The 25651-nt window shown below is 38.0% G+C and carries 24 protein-coding genes and 1 tRNA gene; 7 read left to right on the top strand and 18 right to left on the bottom strand.

All coding sequences use genetic code 11. The annotated features are described in order from the left end of the window. Positions 1 to 27: 27 nt before the first annotated feature. From SOI81_RS05060 to hemE, 4 genes are all read right to left on the bottom strand, one after another. On the bottom strand, positions 28 to 1920 hold the full coding sequence (locus tag SOI81_RS05060) for a DUF4105 domain-containing protein (protein ID WP_320541322.1): 1893 nt from the start codon (positions 1918 to 1920) through the stop codon (positions 28 to 30). A 61-nt stretch (positions 1921 to 1981) separates the two neighbouring features. Next, positions 1982 to 2452, bottom strand: coding sequence for a DUF3015 family protein (locus SOI81_RS05055; protein WP_003650547.1), 471 nt, complete (start codon positions 2450 to 2452; stop codon positions 1982 to 1984). Positions 2453 to 2601: 149 nt separating this feature from the next. After that, the gene (locus tag SOI81_RS05050; RefSeq protein WP_320541321.1) at positions 2602 to 3396 is read right to left on the bottom strand and encodes a DUF817 domain-containing protein; all 795 of its coding nucleotides are present in this window, start codon (positions 3394 to 3396) and stop codon (positions 2602 to 2604) included. A gap of 6 nt (positions 3397 to 3402) precedes the next feature. Then, positions 3403 to 4476 (bottom strand): uroporphyrinogen decarboxylase, encoded by a 1074-nt coding sequence (gene hemE, locus SOI81_RS05045; RefSeq protein WP_014207275.1) that lies wholly within the window; start codon positions 4474 to 4476, stop codon positions 3403 to 3405. A 302-nt stretch (positions 4477 to 4778) separates the two neighbouring features. Here hemE and SOI81_RS05040 point away from each other — a divergent pair, with 302 nt between their 5' ends. Continuing rightward, a complete protein-coding gene (locus SOI81_RS05040) occupies positions 4779 to 6017 on the top strand; it encodes a L,D-transpeptidase family protein (RefSeq protein ID WP_016140423.1) in 1239 nt (412 codons plus the stop codon). Between the two features lie 183 nt (positions 6018 to 6200). Beyond that, positions 6201 to 6887 carry a pirin family protein gene (locus SOI81_RS05035; protein WP_224991426.1) on the top strand — a complete coding sequence of 229 codons (687 nt, stop codon included), beginning with the start codon at positions 6201 to 6203 and terminating at the stop codon, positions 6885 to 6887. A 34-nt stretch (positions 6888 to 6921) separates the two neighbouring features. Here the strand turns inward: SOI81_RS05035 and SOI81_RS05030 are convergent, their stop codons facing one another. Further along, positions 6922 to 7161 (bottom strand): hypothetical protein, encoded by a 240-nt coding sequence (locus tag SOI81_RS05030; protein WP_320541320.1) that lies wholly within the window; start codon positions 7159 to 7161, stop codon positions 6922 to 6924. A 119-nt stretch (positions 7162 to 7280) separates the two neighbouring features. Beyond that, a complete protein-coding gene (locus tag SOI81_RS05025) occupies positions 7281 to 7904 on the bottom strand; it encodes a transcriptional regulator (protein ID WP_016140421.1) in 624 nt (207 codons plus the stop codon). 254 nt (positions 7905 to 8158) lie between these two features. On the opposite strand from SOI81_RS05025, the gene SOI81_RS05020 reads away from it, so the two are divergent. After that, positions 8159 to 9127 carry a threo-3-hydroxy-L-aspartate ammonia-lyase gene (locus tag SOI81_RS05020; RefSeq protein WP_320541319.1) on the top strand — a complete coding sequence of 323 codons (969 nt, stop codon included), beginning with the start codon at positions 8159 to 8161 and terminating at the stop codon, positions 9125 to 9127. Positions 9128 to 9215: 88 nt separating this feature from the next. On the opposite strand, the gene SOI81_RS05015 is transcribed toward SOI81_RS05020, so the two are convergent. The 7 genes from SOI81_RS05015 to SOI81_RS04985 form a co-directional block, all read right to left on the bottom strand. Next, on the bottom strand, positions 9216 to 9770 hold the full coding sequence (locus tag SOI81_RS05015) for a TetR/AcrR family transcriptional regulator (protein WP_320541318.1): 555 nt from the start codon (positions 9768 to 9770) through the stop codon (positions 9216 to 9218). Between the two features lie 724 nt (positions 9771 to 10494). Continuing rightward, positions 10495 to 10701 carry a hypothetical protein gene (locus tag SOI81_RS05010; protein ID WP_004643550.1) on the bottom strand — a complete coding sequence of 69 codons (207 nt, stop codon included), beginning with the start codon at positions 10699 to 10701 and terminating at the stop codon, positions 10495 to 10497. Positions 10702 to 10769: 68 nt separating this feature from the next. After that, the gene (locus tag SOI81_RS05005) at positions 10770 to 10997 is read right to left on the bottom strand and encodes a hypothetical protein (RefSeq protein WP_239967181.1); all 228 of its coding nucleotides are present in this window, start codon (positions 10995 to 10997) and stop codon (positions 10770 to 10772) included. Between the two features lie 101 nt (positions 10998 to 11098). Continuing rightward, positions 11099 to 11314: a cold-shock protein gene (locus SOI81_RS05000; RefSeq protein ID WP_003650532.1), complete on the bottom strand. Its 216-nt coding sequence runs from the start codon at positions 11312 to 11314 to the stop codon at positions 11099 to 11101. 386 nt (positions 11315 to 11700) lie between these two features. Beyond that, positions 11701 to 12882, bottom strand: a complete 1182-nt coding sequence (locus SOI81_RS04995) for a carbohydrate porin (RefSeq protein ID WP_320541317.1) — start codon at positions 12880 to 12882, stop codon at positions 11701 to 11703. Positions 12883 to 12979: 97 nt separating this feature from the next. Beyond that, positions 12980 to 13873, bottom strand: a complete 894-nt coding sequence (locus tag SOI81_RS04990) for an SMP-30/gluconolactonase/LRE family protein (RefSeq protein ID WP_320541316.1) — start codon at positions 13871 to 13873, stop codon at positions 12980 to 12982. Between the two features lie 5 nt (positions 13874 to 13878). Continuing rightward, positions 13879 to 14649: an SDR family NAD(P)-dependent oxidoreductase gene (locus SOI81_RS04985; protein WP_224991433.1), complete on the bottom strand. Its 771-nt coding sequence runs from the start codon at positions 14647 to 14649 to the stop codon at positions 13879 to 13881. 504 nt (positions 14650 to 15153) lie between these two features. Between SOI81_RS04985 and SOI81_RS04980 the strand changes: the two genes are divergently transcribed. Further along, complete coding sequence (locus tag SOI81_RS04980) at positions 15154 to 16524, top strand: sugar MFS transporter (protein WP_320541315.1); 1371 nt, start codon at positions 15154 to 15156, stop codon at positions 16522 to 16524. Between the two features lie 344 nt (positions 16525 to 16868). On the opposite strand, the gene SOI81_RS04975 is transcribed toward SOI81_RS04980, so the two are convergent. The 4 genes from SOI81_RS04975 to efp form a co-directional block, all read right to left on the bottom strand. Then, a tRNA-Val gene (locus SOI81_RS04975) sits at positions 16869 to 16945 on the bottom strand. Positions 16946 to 17113: 168 nt separating this feature from the next. Then, the gene (locus tag SOI81_RS04970; RefSeq protein ID WP_016140379.1) at positions 17114 to 17419 is read right to left on the bottom strand and encodes a YbdD/YjiX family protein; all 306 of its coding nucleotides are present in this window, start codon (positions 17417 to 17419) and stop codon (positions 17114 to 17116) included. Continuing rightward, positions 17419 to 19515: a carbon starvation CstA family protein gene (gene cstA, locus SOI81_RS04965; protein WP_320541314.1), complete on the bottom strand. Its 2097-nt coding sequence runs from the start codon at positions 19513 to 19515 to the stop codon at positions 17419 to 17421. Before cstA ends, SOI81_RS04970 begins: the two co-directional genes overlap by 1 nt. Before the next feature lie 166 nt (positions 19516 to 19681). Further along, complete coding sequence (gene efp, locus SOI81_RS04960) at positions 19682 to 20251, bottom strand: elongation factor P (protein WP_016140377.1); 570 nt, start codon at positions 20249 to 20251, stop codon at positions 19682 to 19684. A 73-nt stretch (positions 20252 to 20324) separates the two neighbouring features. Here efp and epmB point away from each other — a divergent pair, with 73 nt between their 5' ends. Genes epmB through SOI81_RS04945 form a run of 3 tightly spaced genes read left to right on the top strand, consistent with a single transcriptional unit; the run spans position 20325 to position 25210 of the window. Then, the gene (epmB, locus tag SOI81_RS04955; protein WP_262456718.1) at positions 20325 to 21341 is read left to right on the top strand and encodes an EF-P beta-lysylation protein EpmB; all 1017 of its coding nucleotides are present in this window, start codon (positions 20325 to 20327) and stop codon (positions 21339 to 21341) included. Positions 21342 to 21356: 15 nt separating this feature from the next. Further along, on the top strand, positions 21357 to 23102 hold the full coding sequence (locus tag SOI81_RS04950) for a GTPase (protein ID WP_320541568.1): 1746 nt from the start codon (positions 21357 to 21359) through the stop codon (positions 23100 to 23102). Further along, positions 23099 to 25210 carry an EAL domain-containing protein gene (locus SOI81_RS04945; RefSeq protein WP_320541313.1) on the top strand — a complete coding sequence of 704 codons (2112 nt, stop codon included), beginning with the start codon at positions 23099 to 23101 and terminating at the stop codon, positions 25208 to 25210. Before SOI81_RS04950 ends, SOI81_RS04945 begins: the two co-directional genes overlap by 4 nt. Before the next feature lie 63 nt (positions 25211 to 25273). On the opposite strand, the gene rpmE is transcribed toward SOI81_RS04945, so the two are convergent. Continuing rightward, positions 25274 to 25498, bottom strand: coding sequence for a 50S ribosomal protein L31 (rpmE, locus tag SOI81_RS04940; RefSeq protein WP_001200845.1), 225 nt, complete (start codon positions 25496 to 25498; stop codon positions 25274 to 25276). Positions 25499 to 25651: the final 153 nt, after the last annotated feature.

Raw genomic sequence — 25651 nt, 5'->3', positions numbered from 1 at the left:
ATTTCTCTTTTTTTATGGGCTTATTCTTTAAAAGAACCAAACATATCCTAGACTTAATTTCATCCAGTCTTGACGATTTTGTTGTTCATAATCCCAGTTTAAACGAACAGCATTATTGCGATTAATTATATATTGCCACTGCGTATTGACTCTCAAATTCCATTGATTTTGGTCTTCCCAATAGGGCAATTCGATTTGCACGACCGAGTTGAAGCGCTCAAACCATTGGTTCATACAACCTAAAGTTGGACCTACGCCTACACGCCATCCTTTATCTAGATTTGAACCAGTTTGTACGTAGCTTTGCAGTTGCCCATAGCAAATATGCTTGCGCTCATAGTCAGCAAGACTGTAACCGACCTGTGCATTAAAGCTTGCGACGCCGTGTTGTTTGTCTTCATTAAAACTTCCGTCATGAATAGCTTCCTGACGCCAGCCTAAGTTAAACCCCCAACTCAGCGGTGTTTTAAAAGGTTGAATCGGGTTATAAGAATTTACTTCGAGCAAATCAAGACGTTCTAGTTTTAAATGGTCATCTCGCCACTGCGCATTACCATTTAAAAAGAGTAATTGAGTACCTGCACGATATCCGCCTTGAGGGTCTATTAAGTCATGGTAGGCTTGCCGATGACCAAGTTCAATAAACTTATCACCCTGCACCTCTCCAGCTTTCACGGAAAAGTTACGAGCGTTATGACCTTGAGTTGGTTCCTTTGCTGGTCTTTTAGGTTCTTGACGTTGCTTATCTAAATCAATCTGACTTCTTAGCGCTAAAAGCTGACGTAACTGCGGTTGAGCAACACTTTCTTCTATTTTTCGGCTAATAAATTGGAGATATAAATCATCGTAAGCCATCTCGAGGATTTTAGCCTGATCCTGTTCACTAAATGATTTTAAAATCTGAGAAGACTGCTGTGTAGGTAGCATCGTAATTTGATGAGCCACCTTTGCCAAAGAGGCACCATGCTGATGAGCTTGGGCTAGTAGCTGAGTTTCTAAAGCAGGTCGGTACACAGGAGCTTTGGTGAGTCCCTGCTGCTGCATCAATTTAATGGTTTCCATTGGAATGGAGGCATAAGTAAATTTTTCTTGTAAGTTAGATTCAGGTTTGACTAAATCGACTAACCCTAAAAGCCTATAGGCGCAGTTATCACTCACAAAATAATAAGGGAAGCTCACATGTTGCATTTCCCAAATATGACTTACTAAAAACCGAGTTTCTTCAGGTGATAGATTTAACTCATATTCCCATAAATCACGGCTTTCAAAATCACCGTACTCTTTTACCTTACGGTAATAAGGCATCAGTGAATATTCACCCGGATACTGCCCTGTTAAACCTTTCCATGCATATGACCAGTTATCGCTCCCTGCCACAGTTGCTGCATAATTTACAGCGTAGGAAACTAAATTTAATTGTTGCTGATCTTTAGGGTCTAAACGCAATAACGTATGGCCAAACATGGAGCTAGGATTGCCCATAAAATCGGTCGCATAAATTAATGTCGCTTTGTAGGGCTTAATCTGCCCAATCCAGTTTTCAAATTCTGAACATTTTACTTGTGGCAATTCATTTTCTTGAATACCGACTTTTTGTATGAGCCATTGGCTACGTGCAGGGAACTTACAACGAATCGACTGATTATCTTGAGCGGGCATAAATAATGCCGAGATATCCGCTTTCAGCTCTTCTTTTAGATTATTTTTTCCATTTTTTGATAGGAAATAGCCACCGTAAGTGACCTCACTTTTCTGGTTTTTATTGGCATACATGAGCCTTTGCCATGTAATGTCTTGATCTAGATTTTGTTGTTCTGCGATTGACCAATATTTTTGAATAGATGGATTTATATCTGCTGAATACGCAATATTCACTGCCAAAGAGGCAAAAACTAAAACAACTGACTTCATTAAGCTCATCAATTTTTATCATTAAATATAAGAAAAACCCTGCCATACGACAGGGTTTTCAGTTTCAAACTTATACGTAAGCTTTTAAAACGTCGTCTTTAGCCATTACAGTTTGTAATGATGCTAATACTTGAAGCGTATTTTGGTTGTTTGCAGAATAGATTTCACCAAAGTTTGCTTTTGAAACTTTGAAGAAACGATCTTTGTCTTGAGGTTTAATTTGCATTAACTCAGCAAGTACGTTCAGGCTTTCACCTTGGCCTACTGCCATATCACGAGCTAAAGCTTCAGCATTTTCATTTGTGAATGTAACCACTTGAGCAGTTACTGTTCCGCCTTGTCGGCAGCCTAAAGTACCGAAAGTGATCCCTAGTAATTGGTTAGTAAAAATACCGTTTGTTGTCGCAGCAAGAATTTTAGGCGCTACTCCTTTTTTGCCAGCCCAGACTTGTGTACCCACACCACAACCTACATCGTTGTCAGCCATTGCAACACTTGAACCAGCTGCTAATAACGCAGCTAAAGCTAATTTTTTTAACATAGATGTATAACTCCAAAATCATTATTGATTGTTTCTTATGTGTTGTATTGTTATGTGTAATTTTTATTACACGCTATTAAAGATAACGAGAAGGCTGTGAATTAGCAATTAAAAAATAAACAATATGATAAAAAGTGCAAAAGAAAAATTTATCTTAAATTCCAGTTACCTTGATTATCTCGATGACCTAATATTTTAAGCACCAGTACTAAACTTAACAGTAATAATAAATACCATGAACCAAGTTTACCCCAGCCCACCATATGCCAAGCATCTACCTGACTTGGATAGAGCCAGATTTTATAAAAAGTACTAATATTTTCAGCAATCCAGATGAGAAAAGCGAGTGTAAACAATACAGGCAACATCGGGATTTTAAATTTATGTTCATTTAACTGAAAATAAAGCTTAGTCTTCCAAAAAATAAACATACTGATCGCAAATAAAATATAGCGAATATCAGGTACAAAAAATTTACTCATAAAGTTTATATATGAGAAAAATGCCAATAAAAGCATACTTCCAAAACTAGGAAGCTTTTCAAAAGAAACTTGAAACAGTCGGATTGAACGTGCAAAAAAACTACCCACAGCCGAATACATAAAGCCTGCAAATAAAGGCACAGTTAAGATTTTAAATACGGCGGGCTGAGGATATTGCCATGATGCAATCGCAGGATGCGTTAAAAATATTTCCATGACCATCGCCATGACATGAAATAAAGCAATAACTTTGGCTTCTGCCCATGATTCAAGCTTTAAATAAAGTAAGCAGATCTGGATTAACAATGCATAGATGAGTAAATAATCATAGCGATAAAAACCCATATATTCATGGCTTCCCATCGGTGCTGTTAAAGCAAAAGCAATTAAAAGCAGAATACCAAACAAGGCTGCCGAAACAGCCTTGCCGATAAAATGAATTGGTAAAGTCAGATGGCGCACAAAAAACTATCCTAGATATTTAGCACTATACTCATGTACTGTATCTACAAAGATTTTTGGCTGTGCAGGGTCTACCCACTGGGTAATCCCGTGGCCTAAGTTAGCAACGTAACCTGTTTTTTCACCATTTGCGTAGGCATCGTCTAACATCGCTTTCACTGCTTTTTCAATTGAAGCAGCCGAGCCATATAAAACAGCAGGATCAAGATTACCCTGTAACGCTACGCGTCCAGAGACAACATTACGTGCTGTATTGAGCGGAGTAGTCCAGTCCAAACCTAATGCATCTGCACCAGTGGTAATCATCGGTTCTAACCATTGACCGCCACCTTTGGTGAACACAATAACAGGAATACGTCGGCCGTCTTTCTCACGCTGTAAACCTGCAATGATTTTATTCATGTAGTTTAAAGAGAATTCGACATATTCACGGTGTGCTAATGCCCCGCCCCAGCTATCAAAGATCTGGATCGCCTGAGCACCTGCATCAATTTGAGCATTTAAATAATCAATGACTGAATCTGCTAAATGATCAAGTAAAGCATGCAAAACTTCTGGCTGCGCATACATCATTTGCTTGGTGAAACGGAACTCTTTACTTGAACCACCTTCAACCATATAAGTTGCAAGCGTCCAAGGACTACCAGAGAAACCAATCAGTGGAACTTGACCACCTAAAGCTGAGCGAATTGTACTTACCGCATTCATCACATAATCAAGATCTGATTTTGCATTTAACTTTGGTAAATTCGCGACATCTTGTTCAGTACGAACAGTCTTTTGAAATTTAGGACCTTCTCCAGTTTCAAAATAAAGCCCTAAACCTAATGCATCAGGAATAGTTAAAATATCTGAAAATAAAATCGCTGCATCTAAGTCGTAGCGGCGTAAAGGCTGCAAAGTCACTTCGCAAGCAAATTCTGTATTTTTACATAGAGATAGAAAGTCGCCTGCTTTTGAACGTGTTTCACGATATTCAGGCAAATAACGTCCCGCTTGACGCATCATCCATACCGGTGTGGTATCTACAGGTTCGCGTAACAAAGCTCGTAGGAAACGATCATTTTTCAAAGTCGTCATTACCAATCTCTATATTCTTTATGTGGCAGCATCATATCAAAAACATAGAGAATTTTATAATTTCAATTTCACACAAAAAACGCGTCAATCTACTAAAAAATGCATATTTACACAAAAGTCTACTGCAAGTAGCGGGCTTTTCTGCAATACTTGCAACATGTTACATTGGGTTTATTGATATTCTTTTAATCACTAAATTGCCAATCTTGGGCTCATAGAGATGAGTTATTGGTAGTTTTATGCACTTTGAGATCAAATCAATCTTCCTATTGCTTATATGAAAATTCTTAAGGTTGAATTACATGTTTGTTCGCTCATTACTCGCTATGAGTTTAAGTTGTATTATTGCTAATGTTGCTTTTGCTGCTTCAACAACTGAGCAACCCCTGAACCCTAAAAAGGTATCAGCTCCTGTAGAAGATCCGATTGATCCTTTAGCAGTAGAAGCAGCTTCAACTGTACAAGCTCAAGCTCCGACACAAATCACCGCTCAAGAACAAAATGACCTAAATCGAGCGTCAACAACATTACAAAATTTACAGAAAACTGAAGACCCAAATGCTGTATCAGGCATCGCGGCGTCGACTCCAGCTGTTGCTAAAACCACTGCTGCGTCTACGACTACTGCGACAACCGCTGCATCATGGACTTTAGATAGCTTAAACTCGGCGGAATGGTCTGAAAATATTGGTAAAGGCCAGCTTCCAGTTTATGCACGTGCTCACGTTATGCTAAATAATGCACATGCATCACCAGGTGCAATTGACGGCATGAGCGGTAAAAATACTTTAAAAGCAATTTCTTCATTCCAACAAATGAATGGTTTGTCACCTACTGGTGAACTCACTAAAGAAACTTGGGATGCTTTAGTTGCTAAACAAACAAAGCCAGCATTTATTGAATACACAATTTCTGATGCTGACTTAAAAGGTCCATATGCTGAGTCGATTCCTTCTGACTACGCATTACAGGCCAAAATGAAAGGTTTGTACTACACGCGTGTTAGCGAAATGTTGGGTGAGAAGTTTCACATTGATGAAGCTTTCTTAAAGAAAATTAACCCAACTGCGACATTCAAAAAAGTGGGCGAAAAAATCATTGTTCCAAATGTACGCAATGATTTACCAGAAGACATTCATTTGATTATTGCGCATAAAGGCGCAAAACAACTGTACCTCTTTAACAGCCGGAACCAAATGATTGCCTCATTTCCTGCAACAATTGGCAGTACTGATACGCCTTCTCCGACCGGTACTTACAAGGTAGTTGGTGTAGCACGTAACCCATGGTACAGCTACTCACCTTCAAACTTCGTACAAGGTAAAAACCTAAAACCACTTTCTTTACCACCAGGTCCAAATGCTCCTGTAGGTAATATCTGGATTGGTTTAAGTAAAAAATCTTTTGGTATCCACGGAACACCAAACCCGTCTTTAATTTCTAAAACAGCTTCACACGGTTGTATCCGTTTAACTAACTGGGATGCAAACGATTTAGGAAGTAAAGTACGTTCTGGCGTAACTGTTAAATTCCTTGAGTAATTAATAGCTCTATTAAAGACCTGCCTTCATGGCAGGTTTTTTTATCCTTAAAAATATATGAGTAAAGAACCCTATAATCATATCAATTATGCAACGACATGTTGCAGTTAACCTATTTTTTCGCCCTTCATAGAACATTAAGATATTTCTCAAGAGATAAATAAAAATTTGGGAGATTAGGTCATGAATGCTTATCTACATCGTAGTGAAGATCGAGGTCATGTAAAAGCAGGCTGGTTAGAGTCTTATCATAGCTTTTCATTTGGTAGCTGGTACGACCCTAAATATATGGGTGTAAGCGCTCTACGCGTAATTAATGACGACCAGATTGATGCGCATAATGGTTTTGGTACGCACTCACATGACAATATGGAAATCTTAACCTGTGTGTTAGATGGTGCGATTTCACACCGCGACACGATGGGAAATGAAGGCCAGATTAAAGCGGGTGAATGGCAACTTATGAGCGCCGGCACAGGTGTTGCCCACAGTGAAATCAACAACACTGATACGCCTGTACATTTATTACAGATCTGGATTATTCCAAATGAAAGAGATGCCGAGCCAAATTATCAACAAATTAATTTGGACCCACGTAAAGAACCAAACAAATGGCATTTAATTGCAGGGCCTGATGCAAATGCACCAATGCATATTCGCCAAGATGCAGAAGTAAAGTCTGCTGTATTGGAAAAAGGCCATGAGTTAACTGTCGATACGGTTAAAAAAGTGAACTATGTGCACGTGATTTCAGGTGTAGTTCGCATTGGCGATCAAGAAGTTAAAGCCGGTGATGCTCTAGTTTTTGAAGACAAAGCGACAATTCAAGCAACTGAAGACAGTCAATTTATCTGGTTTGATTTGCCTTAAATCACCAACAGCCCTTTGCATAAAAGGGCTTTTTTTAATCTCCGCCACCACCGCTATCACAGCTACCTGAGTCTGAAGATGACGAACAATCATTTGAATGGTTAGTACTATGATGATGGCTAGCACTGTTATCGTGAAAATGATGCGTTGAAGAAGATGAATGATCATGCTCACCAGATGGTGAATAATTTTTTAAATTTCTAAACAGAGCAATTAAACAAATCAGTCCGATACTGGAAAAAATCGCAATAAATATAATAATAAATAACTTCAAATAACGACCTCCTAAACTAGATCAAGCTATAGAGATGCTTGCGTGTTCCTATTCATTTAATTATTTAAATGAGTCATGCCTAATAAACAAGTTGTTTTTTGATGAATAAGATAAAACTTTTAAGTTTCCTTCACATACAAATAGGCACTTGCTCTTGATATACCTAAATGTTGTGCAACTGTCTCGACAGCCTTTTTAATATCTAATAAGCCATTATTTTTTAACTCATGAATTAATTGTTTTCTCTCATTAAGTTTTAACATACGTGGTGTAGTGGCATGTTTTGAAGCAAATTGATCGATGTATTTACGGATTGCTTCAGTACCTTTCGGCTCCAAATTTTCAACAATGTTATCAGTTTCAATTTTAGCAAACTGTTCTAAAGCGCTTTGCATTCCCCTAAATAGGGTTAAATCAATATTCATACATAAAGCGGCCACATACTGCCCCTCTTCATCTTTAATACCAATAGAAGTACTTTTTGCAGGGCGACCATCAGCAAACTGGTTTGCATAGTTTGAAATAAGGTTTGGAAATTCTGGAGACATGATTCTAGCCAGCCCTAACTCAGTTGCCGGATCACCCACTTTTCGGCCTGATAAATTATTGTGTATTGAGAGTATGGCATGCTCAGGATTTGTTAAGTCATGGACAACAACTTCGCAAAAAGGAAATAGCGTTTCACTTAACCCTTTCGCGATAGTATCTAGTTGAGTGAGTAAATGTTTATCACGATTGTCCAATGTATTTCCTCCAAATGACTTGCTTACTATTTCAAACTCGAGTGTAAAGAATGTAATAGTAATTTAGACTTTTTATCTAATTTTAAACTTAATGTAAATCAAAATCTTATATCTCATTGTTATCTCATTAGAAAATAAAATTAGACATTTTATCCAAAAGTATATACTTTATCTAAAAAGGTTAATATTTAGTGTATTCCTTGCGCAATACGGAATCTTGAACTCAAAAACATTGAATAGAATTAGGTTTAATTATGAAAAATTTAACCCTTCCAACTTATGAAGATGTCGCAGCCGCTGCTGAACGTATAAAAGGTTTTGCAAATAAGACTCCTGTTTTAACTTCACGCACTGTTAACAATGAATTTGAAGCAGAAGTATTCTTTAAATGTGAGAATTTTCAACGTGTTGGCGCTTTCAAATTTCGTGGCGCAATGAATGCACTTTTGCAATTCAATGAGGCTCAAAGAAAAGCGGGCGTGGTTGCTTTCTCTTCGGGAAATCATGCACAAGCGATTGCACTTTCAGCAAAAATTCTTGGTATTCCAGCCACAATCATCATGCCCCACGATGCTCCTGCTGCAAAAATGGCAGCAACGCGAGAATACGGCGGAGATATTGTTGAATTTGACCGTTATACAGAAGATCGGGAAAAAATTGGAAAAGAAATTGCTGAAAAAAATGGCCTAACCTTAATTCCATCTTATGACCATCCCCATGTAATTGCGGGTCAAGGTACGGCTGCAAAAGAGTTATTTGAAGAAGTAGGTGAGTTGGATTACCTATTTGTATGTTTAGGAGGTGGCGGTTTATTGGCTGGTTCTGCCCTATCTGCTCGCCAGCTTTCTCCAAACTGTAAAATATATGGTGTTGAACCTGCCCTAGGAAATGATGGACAGATGTCTTTTAGAAAAGGAGAAATTGTTCATATTGATACACCGCAAACGATTGCCGATGGTGCTCAAACTCAGTATTTAGGCAAACTCACTTTTCCCATTATTCAACAAAAAGTTGATGACATTTTGACTGTAACTGACGAAGACCTTGTTACTTCAATGAAGTTTTTTGCAGAGAGAATGAAGATGGTGGTTGAACCGACAGGATGTCTAGGTTTTGCTGCTGCGCGTAATTTAAAACATGAGTTAAAAGACAAACGTATAGGTGTCATTATTAGTGGTGGGAACGTCGATATTTCTAAATATGTAGAGTTTTTATCTGCTTAATAAAAGTTGGAGCCTATCTATGAGGTCAGTTAAAACGTCATAGATAGGCACTGCATACGCTAGCCACCCAACTTGTTCACGTCATAATTTAAATAAACTGCATAAAAAAATACTCTAACAATCGTTCTCTTTCATCTGGTTTGTTTGGATCTAAAAGCTGTACCATCGCCCCATCAATCGTAAACAAAAACATGTGTGCATCTTGTTTTGAAACATTGGTATGGCTCGTTAAAAGCAAATGATAGATTTCATTGATAAACCAGTTTCGATAGTCAATTACGACCTGATACGCCTTCGGATGGGTTTTCGCTATCTCGAAAATAGCTTTAAATGGCAAATGATAAAGTCCGTCTAAATCTGCATGTAAAAAGTAAAGTTTGCGAAGCTTTTCAAGCAGCGTTAAATCTTTTTGAACATAGATAATTGAAAGATCCTCATGTTTAAGCCCATCTTTTTGAAAGGTTAGGCTCATTTCAATAAGCCGCTCTTTTGAATGAAAATAATTATAAAAAGTTGCTTTTGAAGTTTTTGAAGATTCAAGAATGCGGTCCACTCCGACTTTATGAAAACCGTAGTTATTAAAAAGATATCGGGATGTGTGAAGCACACTTAAAGCACGAAATGGGAGATCTGAATGTGGCATATTTTTACCGTTATAAATTCTTGTTGTTTCTAAATGAGATACTTTTTTGGGAGAAAAAAGGCATAGCAAAGCCGTAAGACTGTGCTTGGCACATCTCAAGTTTTATTGTTGATGCAAGTTTTTTTGAGCCGTAATGACTTAAAGCCTGAACACCCTAAAGGTCATCAAGCTGATAAATATGATTTAAGTTGTGTCGTTATAGCTTTTGGCAAAGACTGCCAAGAATTTAAGAATGTGCAAAGCCAACTCCTTTTTATTGGGAGTTCTGCCAGACATGAAAATTATGGTGGCAGAACGAGAAAGGGTTAGCAGACTGGTGAAAGATATAACCAGCACACCCGAAGGTGTCCCTCTCCCGTCCTACCGCTACGGGAGGAGACGAGGAGTCTACGCATAAGACTATTCCTCAGACGGAATAACTCTGATGCGATCTTTCATCACGGTCTGCTAAAACCGGCTGGCAATGTGGCCAGCAGGCAAAGGATAAGCTTCACATTTATTGCAGTCAAGCACACAAAATGACATTTGCTTTAAAATAGATCATTAAAAAGTAAGGATAAATAATCAATAAGTTATTGTTAATTTGGGGTTTATAAAGTTGGGGCTTTTAAGGGTATAGGGATTTGAAAATTAGCAATGCGCTAGTATAGTTTTCACCACCTGCGCTTTATTATTAAATTCTTAGAACTCTATCCTGCCGCGTTAAATACACTTCATTGATAGATTAATTTATTTTATCAATTTTAAAAATTTTACCACTTAAAGTACTTTGAAAAAACATTTCAAAACCCGGGCGTATATCTTCACCTTCGACTGTAATGTATTTCAAATTAGAAAAACATTGAGTATTAGCGAAATAATTATCTACTGTTGCCTGAATGACGTATTTAATTCCAAACTGGTCTTTAACACTGATATTTTGTTTAAGCATGACGATATCCTAATAAAATTATGGCAGAAATAATGGATCTACCGAAATATCCAATAGTAAGTTGAGTTTTAACTAACTCTATAATCTAATTTAAATAATTGATTTGCAGACGCATAAAAGGTACGCCCATCTAGATTTAAATCAACTTCAATTCCAGAGGAAAGAAGAACTCTTTTACCAACTTCAACAGTTTTAAAACCTTCACGTGTATTTTGTATTCTATTTAGAGGAATTAAAGACACTAGAATTTCTGTACCATTTTTAGATTTTGCTATTAAATCATTTATTTTTAACAATTTATATCCTAACTTAAAATTTACTTATAATCTTAAAATAACTTTAAAATCAATTTAAAAAGCACTCGTGAGTGCTTTTATTTATGAGTGCTTATAATTATTTATAGAGCAACAATATTTACAGCATTTGGGCCTTTTTGGCCTTGTGCAACACTGAATTCAACACGTTGACCTTCAGCAAGCGTTCTGAAACCTGAGTTAGCGATTTCGCTAAAATGAGCAAAAACGTCTGGTCCTGATTCTGGTTGGATAAAACCGAAACCTTTAGCTTCGTTAAACCACTTAACAGTACCTTTCATGATATTTGAATTAGACATAATACATCCTAGTTTTTTAAAAATTTAAACCATTTTATTGGTTATGAGTAACATCGAAATAATAAAGAATGGAGCTGAAAATCTGAAAAAAACGAAGGATTATGACTAATACTGCGGTACTTAGAGAAGATTTACCAAACATGACTTTTTCTAGTTATGTTCATTATATACGAAAAATAAAATTAATCAAGTTTTCTAATATATATATTTATTTTATTTATAAAATAAGGTGATGTTCTGCACTCTAAGCATTTATAAGGAAATAAAACAGCCTAGAAAGGCTGTTTTTGATTTAACTTTAATAACAATATTGTACCCACACTCGCTCAGCTAAAATGATGGTCAAGTAAACTCATCATTGAAGAGTTATGGAAAAGGTACAAAAATTACCACCAATGCTCTAACTGAACACCAAAATTAGATCCGTGACTCAGTTGATAAAATGCACTGTCTGTATTTAAAGAATCTCGTAATTTTTGCTCATCAGAGTTCCAAAAAGCATAAGTGTAATAGAAACGAAGTTCCGGTCGGTCATAGAAACCCGTACCTTTTAAAGACCATGTTGGGGCAATGGTCAATTTCGTCAAATTGCGGTTTTGATCACCACCTTTAATTTGATCATAACCAACCTCGGTAGAAATCTTAAAATGATCTTGAACGACATAAGCTAAACGCGAACCGACAGAGTACCATTCGGTATCTTCTTGATCTTTAAAATTATTCTTTTGATATAAAAGTTCTGTTTGACCATTAAACTTTTTATTTTCAGAAACCCAATCTATCACATCAATAACGCGGAATGATGAATCATCTCGGTCAGCATCTGGACTTCCCGTATAGCTTAAGCCCGTACCGGAACCTTCCCCATACTGAACCACAAATGTATTCTTTCCATTAAATACATTTGCAGTCACATTTTGAACCGTAAAATCCCAACCCGTATGTTCGGTATCAACAATAGATACCCCGACATTGAGTTTGTTATTTTTATTAATATCAATATCTTTCACCGTCACATCATGACGATTAATATATTTTTCTTGAAATACATTATCTTTTCTTGAAAATGCATAACTCAAAGATAATCCATTAATTTTATAATCATCTATACCAAAACCTGTAGCACTTTGGTTCCAGTAGTAAAAGTCAGACATATTAATATCATTACGATTATAGTAACGTCGTCCTGCCCAGATATTAGCTCCGTTTAAATAAGAAATATTTTCCCAATTCAGATAGATCTGGTTTAAACGGGTAAATCCATCTTCACCACTGAAACTCAGCGATTTTCCATATTGGTTATAAAGCTGTAGCATGCCATTGATTGAAATGGTCGAATTGTCTTTCAGGCTAATCAAATTTTGTTTAGCTGTTAACTCACCATATTGCTCACATTCATTGCCTAAACGATATTTAGACGGCGCTCCGGTCAATTGAAAACATTCTTGTGTTTGACCATTGTCACTGCTTCCAATACCTGTACGGAAATAACCGTTAATGTCTAAGGCTGATACAGCATTTGACAAAATTAAAGTTGTTGCACCCATAATCCATATAGGCTTGTTCATATAAAATTCCTTTTAAGATTCATCTTTTTTTGGGTGCAACTCTCTAGCTCTATTTATTTGAACAGAGAGAATTGCACACGAAAAATAAATGGTTAGTTTAGGAAATAGATCCCTTAAATATAGGTTGCGCCAATCCTGGAACATCAACCTGACATGCAAACAAACTTCCAGCATCCGGATAAAGCGAATATTCTTCACTTGTTAAATGCTGACGAGCAGTGGTGACAAACATTGTTTTTAAATCATCTCCGCCAAATGTCACCATTGTTGGATGCGGGCATGGCAACAAGTAACTATGTAAATACTCACCTTCAGGAGAGAAACATACGACCTGACCGCCGCCATACAGTGCACACCAATAGCGCCCTAAACTATCAACGGCAGCACCATCAACAACGCCCGGCAAATTGTAAGTATCTAAATTAATCCACAATTCTGCCTCACCAATTTCACCGGTTTGCGGATTAAACCGATGACGTACCACCTGTCGTTTAGGAGAGTCAGTATGATAAAGCCAATCACCGGCAGGGCTAAAAGCTAATCCATTTGAAATGGTAATACCTGATTTTTTCTTCTCAAGTTCAGTTCCAGATAAGCAATATAAAGCTGCTGTTGAATGCTTTTCTTCACTATCTAATGTTCCGACCCATAATCTTTTTAATGGATCTACACAGCCGTCATTAAAACGGTTGCCCTTTTCACCATCCCATTCCGGATTTTTGGCTAAGAAAAACGCAGGTTGAAGTTCTGCATCAAGCTGGCAGATCCCACTTTTCATTGCAGCAATCACATGATGCTGTTCACTTAAAGCCAAACACCCTACAGGCTCATTTAACTGAATACTCACAGGCTGCTTATCTACACTGGGTTTCCATGCATAAATACGCCCAACATGAATATCAATCCAATATAAACATTGCTGGCGATAATCCCATAAAGGACTCTCCCCTAAATCCATTTCTAATTTAACTACAACATCCAAATGTGCCATGTGAATTAGCCCCATCCACCATTCACAGGTAATTCTGTCGCTGTAATGGCCTGACTTGCATCAGATGCCAAGAACAGGACGGCTGGTGCCACATGCTCTGCAACCAATCTAAATTTAAGACATTGATGTTTCTGGATATTGATTTCATCTTCTGGTGAAATCCATTTCTCCAACTGTCTTTCTGTAATAATACAACCCGGCACAATAGTGTTCACCCGAATACCGTGCTCACCTAGGCTTCGTGCCATTGCTCTAGTTAAACCATGTGTAGCCGATTTGGCAGTAACATATGCAGGCATTTCACCTGCGGCCAACTGGATACTAATCGAGCCAAAATTAATAATTGAACCTTTACCAGCTTTGATCATTTGAGAAGCAACAGCTTGGATCGCAAAAAAAGCTGGGCGTATATTAATATTTACTCGATCATCCCAATATTCTGGCTCAACCGTACGCCAGTCGTGGCGGTCATCACTCGCAGCATTATTGACCAACACACTAATCGGGCCAAGTTGTTCCCCTACGTCTTCAATGACTTTACGCAGCGCTGCAATATCGCGGATATCACACACTTGAAACCATGGCGCTCGTCCTGTTTCAGCTTTTAATTTTTCAATTAACGCCAGACTTGCAGTTTGATCAATATCAATAAATGCAACCTGAGCCCCTTGCAAATGAAATGCACGAGTCAACTCTGCACCAATACCACTACCACCGCCTGTGATAAAAACAATTTGATTAACTAAACTTGGGTAATGAGCGGGCTGTAAATCCATATAATCCTCTCTGCCTTTAATTGGCTTCCTTCCTGATTTTGCTGGGCATATAAATGAACTTTATTAAAGTTATACAATGCAACAAGCTAAAGTTTTTTCAGAATTTATGTTCTAGTATCATGATTTAGCTTTAATTTAAACTGATACGATCGTGAAAGTTCTGATCACCGTACTCTAAGTCCATGATCGGATGTTGTCTAATGCAAGATTTTGATTAAACAATAACTAATAGTTATCAAAACAAGATATATCAATAAATATTTGAAAACCCTTTACCCCATCTAAAGTCTAATATCTCAGCACATCAAAACCCGACATTGTCTTTATTAAATAACTAGAAGTTATTGCATAGTGAAAATATGCAATTGGAATTTGTTGAAAGTCTTATCTAGCATGTCCTTATAAATCATTTTAGTTTGTTTAACAAACATAAGATTTTCATTCAAATAATTAAAGCACAAGGAATTAATGGTGCTTTTTCTAAAAAGGATTGTAGGTACTTTTATGTCCAAAAGTTATACTAGCTTATCTATACCCGAGTCTAAGGATAGCAGAAAAACCGGCCTTCCTATCGCCGTGATTTATATTACCGCTCTATTCTTCATTTGGGCTCTGGTCACCAATTTACTCGACCCCTTATTGAAAACGATGAAAACCGTTTTCACATTAACCCCTGTTGAAGCCAGCTTAACTGGATTTGCATTTTTCTTAGGTTATTTTATTGCGTCTTTACCTTCTGCGGCCTTCCTTTCAAAATTTGGTTATGCCAAATCGGTTGTTGTCGGATTAGGAGGTATTGTTGCAGGCTGCTTTATCGCAATTCTTGCCGCCAAAGTTCACATTTATATGGTGTTTTTAATTGCATTATTTATTATGGCAGCGGGCGTAACCCTACTACAAGTTGCAGCAAATCCATTAATTGCATCTATGGGCAAACCCGAAGACTCTGCATTTCGCCTGAACCTATCACAATCATTTAATTCGCTGGGCGCAGCCTGCGGTTTATTTTTCGGTGCATCATTTCTATTGAATGGCCCAATCTTTACAAAGAATATTGTAATTACAGACATTATGCGAGAAGAAGCTCTGGGCTTCGTGACCAATGTTTATCTTGCTATTGGCTTAATGCTTACTTTATTTATTTGGGCAATTTGGCTCATCCGTGACAAAATTACAGCTGCTGCCCCGCAAACTGGTCAATTTGTTTCGCCATTCTCTGCCTTAGGTTCTAAATGGGCAAGACTCGGCACAATTGGTATCTTTCTTTATGTCGGTGCTGAAGTTGCAATTTCTCTAAATCTCCTTCTTTTCTTAGAACAAACGAATATTCTTAATATCGAAGCACAATCTGCCGGGCACCTCACTACCTTTTATATGCTATTTGCAATGATTGGTCGCTTTGCTGGTTCAGCATTGATGAAAGTATTCAAAGATTATGTGATGTTAACTGTCGTCGCGATTGGGGCAATTGTTTTATGTTCAATCATCATTCTGACCAACGGAATGAACCCATCTGCTCCTACTGGAATGATCAATGTACTTCTGACTTCTGTTCCAAATACGACAGGTTTAATTCCAGCATTTGCAGCACTCTTAATTGGGCTTTTTAACTCAATTATGTTCCCGACCATTTTTACTTTGACATTACAACGTTCAACGGCTCCAACTCCTGCAATCTCAGGACTTCTTGTTTTAGCAATTTCTGGTGGTGCAATTTTGCCACTCGTTTTTGCGAAGCTTGAAGAAATGACTGGTTCTAAATCAATCGCATTTATTGCTCCATTATTATGCTATGTCTATGTTCTTTGGTTCTCTATCGCTGCTAAAAAAGCGCCAACGCATGCAATTGGCGGTGAAATCGGGCATGGTCATTAACAAACTACATTCTTATTAATTTTCAATGCTAAACGACCCATTAATCAATGGGTCGTTTATTTTTATAAATATTAATAAAGTCCCGGATGGTTTAAGACAATACCATAGAAATCTAGCTTTTTAGGCAATATGAAGCCCTGCCACGGTTATTTCATATGGCAACTTTCTATTTGTCATATCAGCAACAATCTCTATGTCAGCTTTACCTTTAAAGTAAGCATGATCAAATTTATAAAAATTAACTATTTAGCAAATTATAAAGTAATAAAAAAGCCCTAAACCATTATAGTTTAGGGCTTTTTAAGTCATGTAAAGCTATTCGAGTTTATATGACTTTAATATCTTGGTAGGTATATCCAGACTCGAACTGGAGACCTCTACGATGTCAACGTAGCGCTCTAACCAACTGAGCTATACACCTAGAATGGAAAGCATCATATTCATTTTTCAAAAGCAAAACAAGTGATTTTCAATTGAAAAAAATACAAATGAGCAGACTTTAAGCAAACTCTTTTTGACTTCCCAAGAAAGAAAAACGGTACATGGTTTAACCACATACCGTTTTGTTTAGCTGAATTTAACTCTCAACTTAACAAGGACATTTCTTCAAAGTACCGCCTGCAGATGGATAACGCGCATCGACACAATGACGATAGAAAGTCTTTGCATCCATGGGTGTTAAATCAGGATGATGAGCTTTCATGTGTTCCAGATAAGTCTGATAATCTGGCACACCCACCATCAGTCGGAAACTTTGCTGCAAACGCTGCCACAAGGTTGCAATGCGCGACCAGTTCTTTGGAGAAAGCAATAGCTCTTTTTGCGAGAGCACCGTCATTTTGATGATTTTCGCAATAATGACAGTTCCATTTTTTGCAAATTTAAAATTCATCATTACTCTCCTCGTGGGGTGACCACTTCCGGATCGGCATATACAGCTGGCGCTTCGTTTACAGTCGGTTTAGGGCTTGCTAAAGCACGGCGCACAATACCAATTGAAGCAATAATCATGACAATCGAAACAATCATAAAGAAGCCACAAAGCGCAGCATTAATCTGATTTGACATCACAATATTTTGCATCTCAGCAATAGTTTTGGCTGGTTTAAGAATTTCACCACGAGCAATCGCATCTGAAAATTTATTAGCTTGAGCCAAGAAACCAATCTTTGGATTTTCGTGGAAAATCTTTTGCCAGCCCGCAGTCATACAGGTTACAAATAAGAAAATTGTTGGGATGATCGTCACCCAAACATATTTTTCTTTCTTCATTTTAAACAGAATGACTGTACCCAAAATGAGTGCCATCGAAGCCAACATTTGGTTACCAACACCAAATAAAGGCCATAACGAATTGACACCGCCTAATGGATCAATCACACCTTGATAGACGAAGAAGCCCCATCCACCTACAGCAACTGCCGTACCGACCAAGTTACCGAAGAATGAACCTGATGCTTTAACCGCCGGAATAACAATACCGACCGTGTCTTGCACCATAAAACGACAAGCACGAGTACCTGCATCTACAGCAGTTAAAATGAATAAGGCTTCAAATAAAATCGCAAAGTGATACCAGAACGCCATCATTTCACGGCTATTAAAAATTTCCGAAATGATATGTGCCATACCAATCGCAAATGTAGGTGCACCACCCGTACGTGAAAGAATTGAGCTTTCACCCACTTCTTGAGCCAACAAAGTTAGCATTTCTGGAGTAACGACAAAGCCTAAATTGCGCACAGCTTCTGCCGCAGATTCTACAGTTGTACCCAGTACAGCCGCAGGAGCATTAATCGCAAAGTACACCCCTGGGTCTAAGACAGTTGCACAGATCATCGCCATAATACCGACGAAAGATTCCATGAGCATGCCGCCATAACCAATCACACGAATATCCGCTTCGTTATTCACGAGTTTTGGTGTCGTACCACTTGATACAAGTGCGTGGAAGCCAGAAATAGCACCACAGGCAATGGTAATAAATAGGAATGGAAATAAACTACCTGAGAAAACAGGACCAGTACCATCAATAAAATGAGTCACTGCCGGCATTTTCAATTCAGGTAATGCAATGACAATACCGATTGCTAAACCTAAAATGACACCAATTTTAAGGAAGGTTGATAGATAATCACGTGGTGCTAACAATAACCAGACAGGTAAAACTGAGGCAATAAATCCATAGATGATTAAGCACCATGTGAGCTGTGTACCTGTTAAAGTGAAAAATTCACCCCAATAAGGATCTGCTGCAACATGTCCACCATAAACAATGGCAAGCATCATTAAGACGAAGCCAATAATAGAAACTTCAGCAATACGTCCCGGGCGAATAAAACGCATGTAAACGCCCATAAATAACGCAATTGGAATCGTCGCTGCAATACTAAAAACACCCCATGGACTATGGGCAAGTGCTTTCACCACAACTAAAGCCAGTACCGCAAGGATAATAATCATTACCCCAAGCGCACCGAGCATGACGACAATCCCGGCAAAAGAACCTAATTCCTGTTTTGCCATTTCACCAAGCGATCGACCGTCTCGACGCGTTGAAATAAATAAAATTAAAAAGTCTTGTACCGCACCCGCCAGAACCACACCGACCAGTAACCAGATCGTTCCTGGTAAAAAGCCCATTTGTGCAGCCAAAATTGGTCCAACTAACGGCCCCGCTCCTGCAATTGCAGCAAAGTGGTGACCGAAAAGCACATATTTATTGGTGGGTACATAGTCCAGACCATCGGCTAAACGATGTGCTGGGGTTAAACGTCTTGGGTTTAATTCAAATACTTTAGTTGCAATAAATAGACTATAAAATCGATATGCGATGCTATATACACATGCTGCAGCGAGTACAAGCCAAACCGCATTGACATGTTCACCACGGCTGAGTGCCAGCATCCCAAAAGAAATTGCACCTATAATTGCCACTAGGCTCCAGACCAGCTTGGAGGGAAGCGTAGATTTCGCTTGCATTGTGTCCATTCTTAACCTCTCAATAAATAACTACAGCATTTTTATATTGTTATGTACTGTTCTCTGCGTAATCCTTGTGACTCTACTCCTCCTTTAATTTTTTTCCTCTTATACTTTCGCATAAAAAAAGGGATGATTTACATCATCCCTTCGATAATAGTTTATTTTTTAACTATTATGCACGCTCTAAATACTCACCAGTACGAGTATCTACACGAACGCTTTCTTCTTGCTGAACAAATAACGGCACACGAACAACCGCACCTGTTTCAAGCTTAGCTGGTTTACCGCCACCGCCAGAAGTATCACCGCGTACGCCTGGATCAGTTTCAACAATTTTTAATACTACGAAGTTCGGCGGGTTTACTGTTAAAGGAACGCCGTTGAACAACATAATTGTACATTTTTCATTTGAATCATCTTTTAACCATTTAGCAGCATCGCCCATTGCAGTTTTGTCTGCAGCGATTTGCTCAAAAGATACAGGATCCATGAAATTCCACATTTCACCATCGTTGTATAGATAATCCATTTCAACTTCAACAATATCAGCAGCTTCTAAAGAGTCACCTGATTTGAAAGTTTTTTCTAATACTTTACCGGTTTTAAGGTTACGTAATTTTACACGGTTGAACGCTTGACCTTTACCTGGTTTTACATATTCGTTTTCCATGATTGAACATGGGTTACCATCAAGCATAACCTTAAGGCCTGCTTTGAAATCATTTGTAGAATAATAGGCCATGAAAGGCACACTCCAAACTTAACAAGTCAACTATGCGATATAATGCGTTGTTGCATTATCTTAATCGTGTCAAATGATAAACTATTTATACCAAGAGCAAAACTGGCAATCTCAACTGAGTGACCTTATTACTGATCCTTCTGAATTGCTAAGCCTACTCGAGTTATCCTCAGAACAGCTATTATCGGGTGCGATTCTGGCTTCTGAAAAGTTTAAATTGCGTGTTCCTCGCGCGTTCGTCGGAAAAATGAACGCTAAAAACCCGCTTGACCCGCTTTTGCTACAAGTATTACCTCATCATTTAGAGCTTGAAGAACATCCTGAGTTTGTCACTGACCCATTGGGTGAAGAAGCAGCAAATCAATTACCGGGTGTATTACATAAATATAAGTCGCGCTTTTTACTGACTTTGACAGGCGCTTGCGCCGTTCATTGTCGTTATTGCTTCCGTCGCCATTTCCCCTATCAAGAAAACTTACCGAAAAATGAAGACTGGCTAAATATTAAAAATTATATTGAAGCAAACCCGAACATCAATGAAATCATTTTAAGTGGTGGCGACCCCCTTACACTTTCTAACCGTAAATTGGCACTTTGGTTAGAACGCCTATCATCTCTCAAACAAATTAAGATTCTGAGAATTCATTCACGAGTCCCTATTGTCATTCCTAACCGGATCGACGAAGAGCTGATTTCTTTATTAAAAAACAGTAGGCTGCGTATAGTTCTGGTGGTACACTCAAATCATGCTTCTGAACTCGATGACTTCACTTGTTCAAAATTGTTGCAGTTATCTGACCATCATATTACTGTACTGAATCAGGCAGTATTGCTAAAAGGTGTGAATGATTCTGCACAGACCTTAGTCGATTTAAGTTATCGTTTATTTGAAGCTCGCGTTATGCCTTATTACTTACATGTTTTAGATAAAGTAAAAGGTGCACAACATTTTGATTTAGATTCATCTGAGATAGATGAGATCTATCGTGACGTGTTAGCGAACCTACCGGGGTATTTGGTTCCTAAACTTGTCAGGGAAATTGCGGGCGAAAAGAATAAAACACCGCTTTTTGGGGCCACAACATTTTGAGTTATATAATAAGTGATGATGAATAATGCGCTGTCAGACATTTTTCACAATCAAACCGCACTCACTCGTGAACGGTTAAGCTTTTGTGAAGCCAAAATTAAAGATCTTAATGAATGGGTCACTACCCTTTCTATTATGCAACTCGGTGATACGTCAAAAGCATTATTCACAGCCATTTTAGAACTCAATGAATTAAAATGTAGTGAGACTCTACGTTTTGATCTCATACAAACGCTCCATCCAACCATTAATAATGTGCTCGCGAGCCTAGAAAAAAACTTCTTTAACCAAGGTGTTATTAGTACAGATCGTAATGAACATATTATTGAATTAGCAATGTTGCTCCGCTGCTATTTCGCCAGTATTTATTTGAATATTGCGCAAAATAGTCATGAGCAACTACAGCATCAAAAGTTTTCACTCTTTGCTTATAAGCAAAAAAAGAATTTGCAAACGGCGCGTACTCTATCGACTTTTCATGCTTTAAAGCAGTTAACGAGTCTTCTATATCAGCAGCATATGCTCTATAGCGAGCCTCTTAAAGGACAATGGTTAATTGCACATCAGCTCTATGAAACCGCTGTTCAACACAAATACCATCTGACAAATATCAATCATATTCAGGGCATCCACCACCCGCTAGCAAATATCACTCAGGCCTATGCTCAACTGATTTTGCTCGATATTTTAAATACCAACCAGATTCGTCAGTCAGAAATTCAGGCATTATTTCAATGTAGTTTTGACTGGGCAAGAATGATTCATATTTTGCCGAAAGATACCGCATTAACAAAATACGTCGTCGACCCAAATAAAGATCATCCACCTGTTTATAATACCAAGCGTAGCTCTAATTTTAATCCGAGCATTTTTATAGGTACGCAAGCCTTACTTGAGCATGTCACTGCAACCATGCATAAAAATGCTCAATATATTTCTAAGAATGAAAAGTTTTATTTAAGCCCAGCTTTAAAGTTTCATGTTCAAACGATTTTAGGAACCACAGCTCAACGTCGTCATGAACGTTATGAGTACAATGCAGAGCTACAAATTTGTTTTGGTTTAAGCACTGCTCACTTCTATCTATCAAAAGCAAAGAACTTTGAAGAAACATTACAGCTTAACCATAACTATAACTTGCAAAGCGAATCTAAAGTTTTATCTAACTTAGAGAAAAAAGAACAACAAACAAGCTCCTATCAACGCTTGAGTCGTGAGAGCAAAACCATTTATCAAACCACTGTTCTTGATATTAGTGTCAATGGATACCGTATTAAATGGTCTGGCGAAGCACCGAAAAACTTAAGAACCGGTGAATACATTTTAGTTAAAGAGACTTTGCACGGACAATGGCGCGGTGGCGTGATTCGCTGGATTAAGCAATCAACTGAAAAATCTCTAGAGTTAGGTTTAGAGATCTTGTCACAAGCCATGTTCCCTTGCGCAGTGCATATTCAAGCTGAGCGCCATACTCGCAACTATCATCCCGCACTATTACTACAAACACAAAATCTAGAAGAAATACAAAACACGCTTATTTTACCGGGCTCTCAAATTTTTAGAGAGCAACAAACAATTCATTTACGATTGGGGACAGAAGAAATCAAAGTGTATCTACTCAAAGCACAACTCATTACGCAAAGTTTTATTCAATTTCATTTCGAACTTTTGAATGAGCAGCAACAAGGCCTGCTTGATCAGTTCATGATGAAAAAGGGTAATAACTCTAGCAGCCAAGATTTATGGGAAGCACTAAAGTGAGAAACTCTTTATTATCTAAAAAGTTAAAACGTACTGAAACACGTTTACTCATTATTGATGACAACCAGCTACGTTATAACCAGATTTTAAATTTATTATTGGGGAATGATTATCAAGTTCAGGCATTATTACTTGATGATTTAAAAAGTTTTGAAAAACAGTTAAATACGCCGTGGGATGCTATTATTTTTGGTCGCGCTTATGACCTAAAAATTGAACAAACTCTCTCCCTCATTCAAGCATCTGAGCAGCCAAATTTACCTGTTTTATTATTACAACCTGAAGATTATCAACCTCAGCAATATCAGGCTTATATTCAAAAAGGCATTTATGATGTAGTTCCATTAGAACCATTAGATTATTTTTATATCACTCTTATTCGGACCTTGTCATATAGCCAGTTATTACAAACCGAACAACGTCTGACCAATGAGTTAGAAACGATTCACTCCCATACACAAACATTGGTCAATAACAGCCATAAAGCAGTTGCCCTTTTTCAAGAAGGCATGCATGTCAAAGCAAATACAGAATATCTCAACCTTTTTGGCTTTAAACAAGAAGATGAGATTATCGGCCTGCCTATCTTAGATGTTTTACAGCCTAATGATTTAAATGTTTTTAAACAAAGATTTAAGAAAATTTCATTAGGCCAATTTGATCAGGCACGTTTTGAAATTCAAAGCCAACATGCAGCAATTTCAGGTAATAAGGCGCTAAAACTAGAGTTTATTCCTAGTCAGGAAGAAGATGCCGTACAGTTGACCATTGACTACCAACTGGATTTGGCAACACCAGCAAATACACTCTTTTCCGAAAAGAGTGATGGTGTACAAACAGCTTGGCAACAAATTAATCGACATCTATCGACCTACCCTGCTCAAGCCAATGCATTAATTTTATTTCGCTTAAATCAGTGCCCAGAACGAGTATTTCAACAAGATTGGCAAACCCCTGCACAATATTTCAACCAGTTACAAAGTTTCTTAAAAGAGCACGCACAAATACCGATTTTCAATCTTGAATTGGGCGCGTATGTTGGCGTTTTACAAGCTGAAAACAGTAGTGTGCTTAACTCTCAACTGGTTAGTCTGCAAAGTTTGCAGAAAGAGCATTTATTAAAGATTAATGAGTTTAACTACTCGGTCCAGTTTAAGCTGAGTTATGCCCCAATAACTGAACCTTTAAATGAAGATAGCTTTACAAAATTACTTGATCAAACTCATCAGCAAGAGTTACCTAAGGCAAAGTCAGAAATTGAGTTAGCACCAACGATTGATATTGTCGCTGCTGAGCCTGCCAGCTCACCTATATCGCTTGATCTAAGCCTTCAACACGTTGATGCTCCTCTGCAATCATCTGTATTACAGCAATTAAAGCAACAACTAGCCCGAAGTGAAATTCATTTAAAATATCAGCAGATCTACGACAAGCATGATCAGGAAACTCATAACTATGAAGTGACTAGTGGTTTTATTAGCGATGAACAATGGTATGACATAAATGACTTAGCTGAATTAAGAGAAGACAGTGAGCTTTCTATTCAATTAGACCGCTGGATTTTGGTTGAGGCGTGTAAGCAACTACATAATTTTATTACTCAGTACCCTAAAGCTAAACTGATTATCAACCTGAATATTGATATCTTGCTCAAAGATAAGTCATTCCCTGAGTTGATTTCAAAACTACTCACCATTATTGGTAGCAAGCTTGAAAGCCCATTGGTTTTACAATTTTCAGAACAAGCGATTCAGCCTCATCTTGCAATTGCCCAGCAACACATTGCTCGCCTACGTCAACATGGCGCAGAAGTTTCAATTCGGGATTTCTCTTCTTCTATGTATAGCGAATCAATATTGCAACAACTTGATGTTCAATATTTAAAACTGCAATCGAAGAAAACCGAGCTGTTAAACTCAGATGATGGGCTAGTTCGCTTACAAGAAAAGGTTCTGAACTATTTGACTGTAAAACCAGTCGGGATTTTACTGAGTGAACTTAATGACATGAACTCATTTGCAAATGCTTGGAATGTAGAAGCTCGTTTCTTGCAAGGCCAATATTTTCAGAAAAAACTTGATCGTTTAACGGACGTACAAGACCAATAATGGGCTGGTACGCTAAAAACAAAAAACGGGCATAAAGCCCGTTTTTTGTTTCGTGTCGCAGTATTAACGCTTGATAGAGCGAGACATACCAGCAAAACGTTGTTTGAATTTGTCGATACGACCACCAGTGTCTACATTCTTTTGCTTACCAGTGTAGAATGGGTGGCAAGCTGAACATACGTCAAGGTAGATAGTTTCTTTACCTAAAGCAGAACGAGTTTCGATTACGTTACCGCAAGAACAAGTTGCAACTAATTTTTCATATTTTGGGTGAATATCGGCGCGCATCGTCGATTACTCCTAATTGGAAGAAAGGCTTAAGCTGTCATCGCAATTGATCACTCTCAACTTCAGTTGAGGACAGGCTCAAAATGAGCAGATCAACACCACAACAGACCATTCTTTTGGCCCACCGAAACCTCTAGGGTTAGAGCTAAGCAC

This window comes from Acinetobacter pittii (assembly GCF_034067285.1).
Taxonomy (GTDB): Bacteria; Pseudomonadota; Gammaproteobacteria; order Pseudomonadales; family Moraxellaceae; genus Acinetobacter; species Acinetobacter pittii_E.
The sequence above is the reverse complement of the archived record's forward strand: the minus strand, read 5'-3'. Positions and strand labels throughout refer to the sequence as shown.

Excerpts from the sequence above, each read along its gene's own strand:
- SOI81_RS05060 (WP_320541322.1), bottom strand. The coding sequence starts at position 1,920 with ATGAGCTTAATGAAGTCAGTTGTTTTAGTTTTTGCCTCTTTGGCAGTG.
- SOI81_RS05055 (WP_003650547.1), bottom strand. The coding sequence starts at position 2,452 with ATGTTAAAAAAATTAGCTTTAGCTGCGTTATTAGCAGCTGGTTCAAGT.
- hemE (WP_014207275.1), bottom strand. The coding sequence starts at position 4,476 with ATGACGACTTTGAAAAATGATCGTTTCCTACGAGCTTTGTTACGCGAA.
- SOI81_RS05040 (WP_016140423.1), top strand. The coding sequence starts at position 4,779 with ATGTTTGTTCGCTCATTACTCGCTATGAGTTTAAGTTGTATTATTGCT.
- SOI81_RS05035 (WP_224991426.1), top strand. The coding sequence starts at position 6,201 with ATGAATGCTTATCTACATCGTAGTGAAGATCGAGGTCATGTAAAAGCA.
- SOI81_RS05020 (WP_320541319.1), top strand. The coding sequence starts at position 8,159 with ATGAAAAATTTAACCCTTCCAACTTATGAAGATGTCGCAGCCGCTGCT.
- SOI81_RS05015 (WP_320541318.1), bottom strand. The coding sequence starts at position 9,770 with ATGCCACATTCAGATCTCCCATTTCGTGCTTTAAGTGTGCTTCACACA.
- SOI81_RS05010 (WP_004643550.1), bottom strand. The coding sequence starts at position 10,701 with ATGCTTAAACAAAATATCAGTGTTAAAGACCAGTTTGGAATTAAATAC.
- SOI81_RS05000 (WP_003650532.1), bottom strand. The coding sequence starts at position 11,314 with ATGTCTAATTCAAATATCATGAAAGGTACTGTTAAGTGGTTTAACGAA.
- SOI81_RS04995 (WP_320541317.1), bottom strand. The coding sequence starts at position 12,882 with ATGAACAAGCCTATATGGATTATGGGTGCAACAACTTTAATTTTGTCA.
- SOI81_RS04990 (WP_320541316.1), bottom strand. The coding sequence starts at position 13,873 with ATGGCACATTTGGATGTTGTAGTTAAATTAGAAATGGATTTAGGGGAG.
- SOI81_RS04985 (WP_224991433.1), bottom strand. The coding sequence starts at position 14,649 with ATGGATTTACAGCCCGCTCATTACCCAAGTTTAGTTAATCAAATTGTT.
- SOI81_RS04980 (WP_320541315.1), top strand. The coding sequence starts at position 15,154 with ATGTCCAAAAGTTATACTAGCTTATCTATACCCGAGTCTAAGGATAGC.
- SOI81_RS04970 (WP_016140379.1), bottom strand. The coding sequence starts at position 17,419 with ATGATGAATTTTAAATTTGCAAAAAATGGAACTGTCATTATTGCGAAA.
- cstA (WP_320541314.1), bottom strand. The coding sequence starts at position 19,515 with ATGGACACAATGCAAGCGAAATCTACGCTTCCCTCCAAGCTGGTCTGG.
- efp (WP_016140377.1), bottom strand. The coding sequence starts at position 20,251 with ATGGCCTATTATTCTACAAATGATTTCAAAGCAGGCCTTAAGGTTATG.
- epmB (WP_262456718.1), top strand. The coding sequence starts at position 20,325 with ATGATAAACTATTTATACCAAGAGCAAAACTGGCAATCTCAACTGAGT.
- SOI81_RS04950 (WP_320541568.1), top strand. The coding sequence starts at position 21,357 with ATGATGAATAATGCGCTGTCAGACATTTTTCACAATCAAACCGCACTC.
- rpmE (WP_001200845.1), bottom strand. The coding sequence starts at position 25,498 with ATGCGCGCCGATATTCACCCAAAATATGAAAAATTAGTTGCAACTTGT.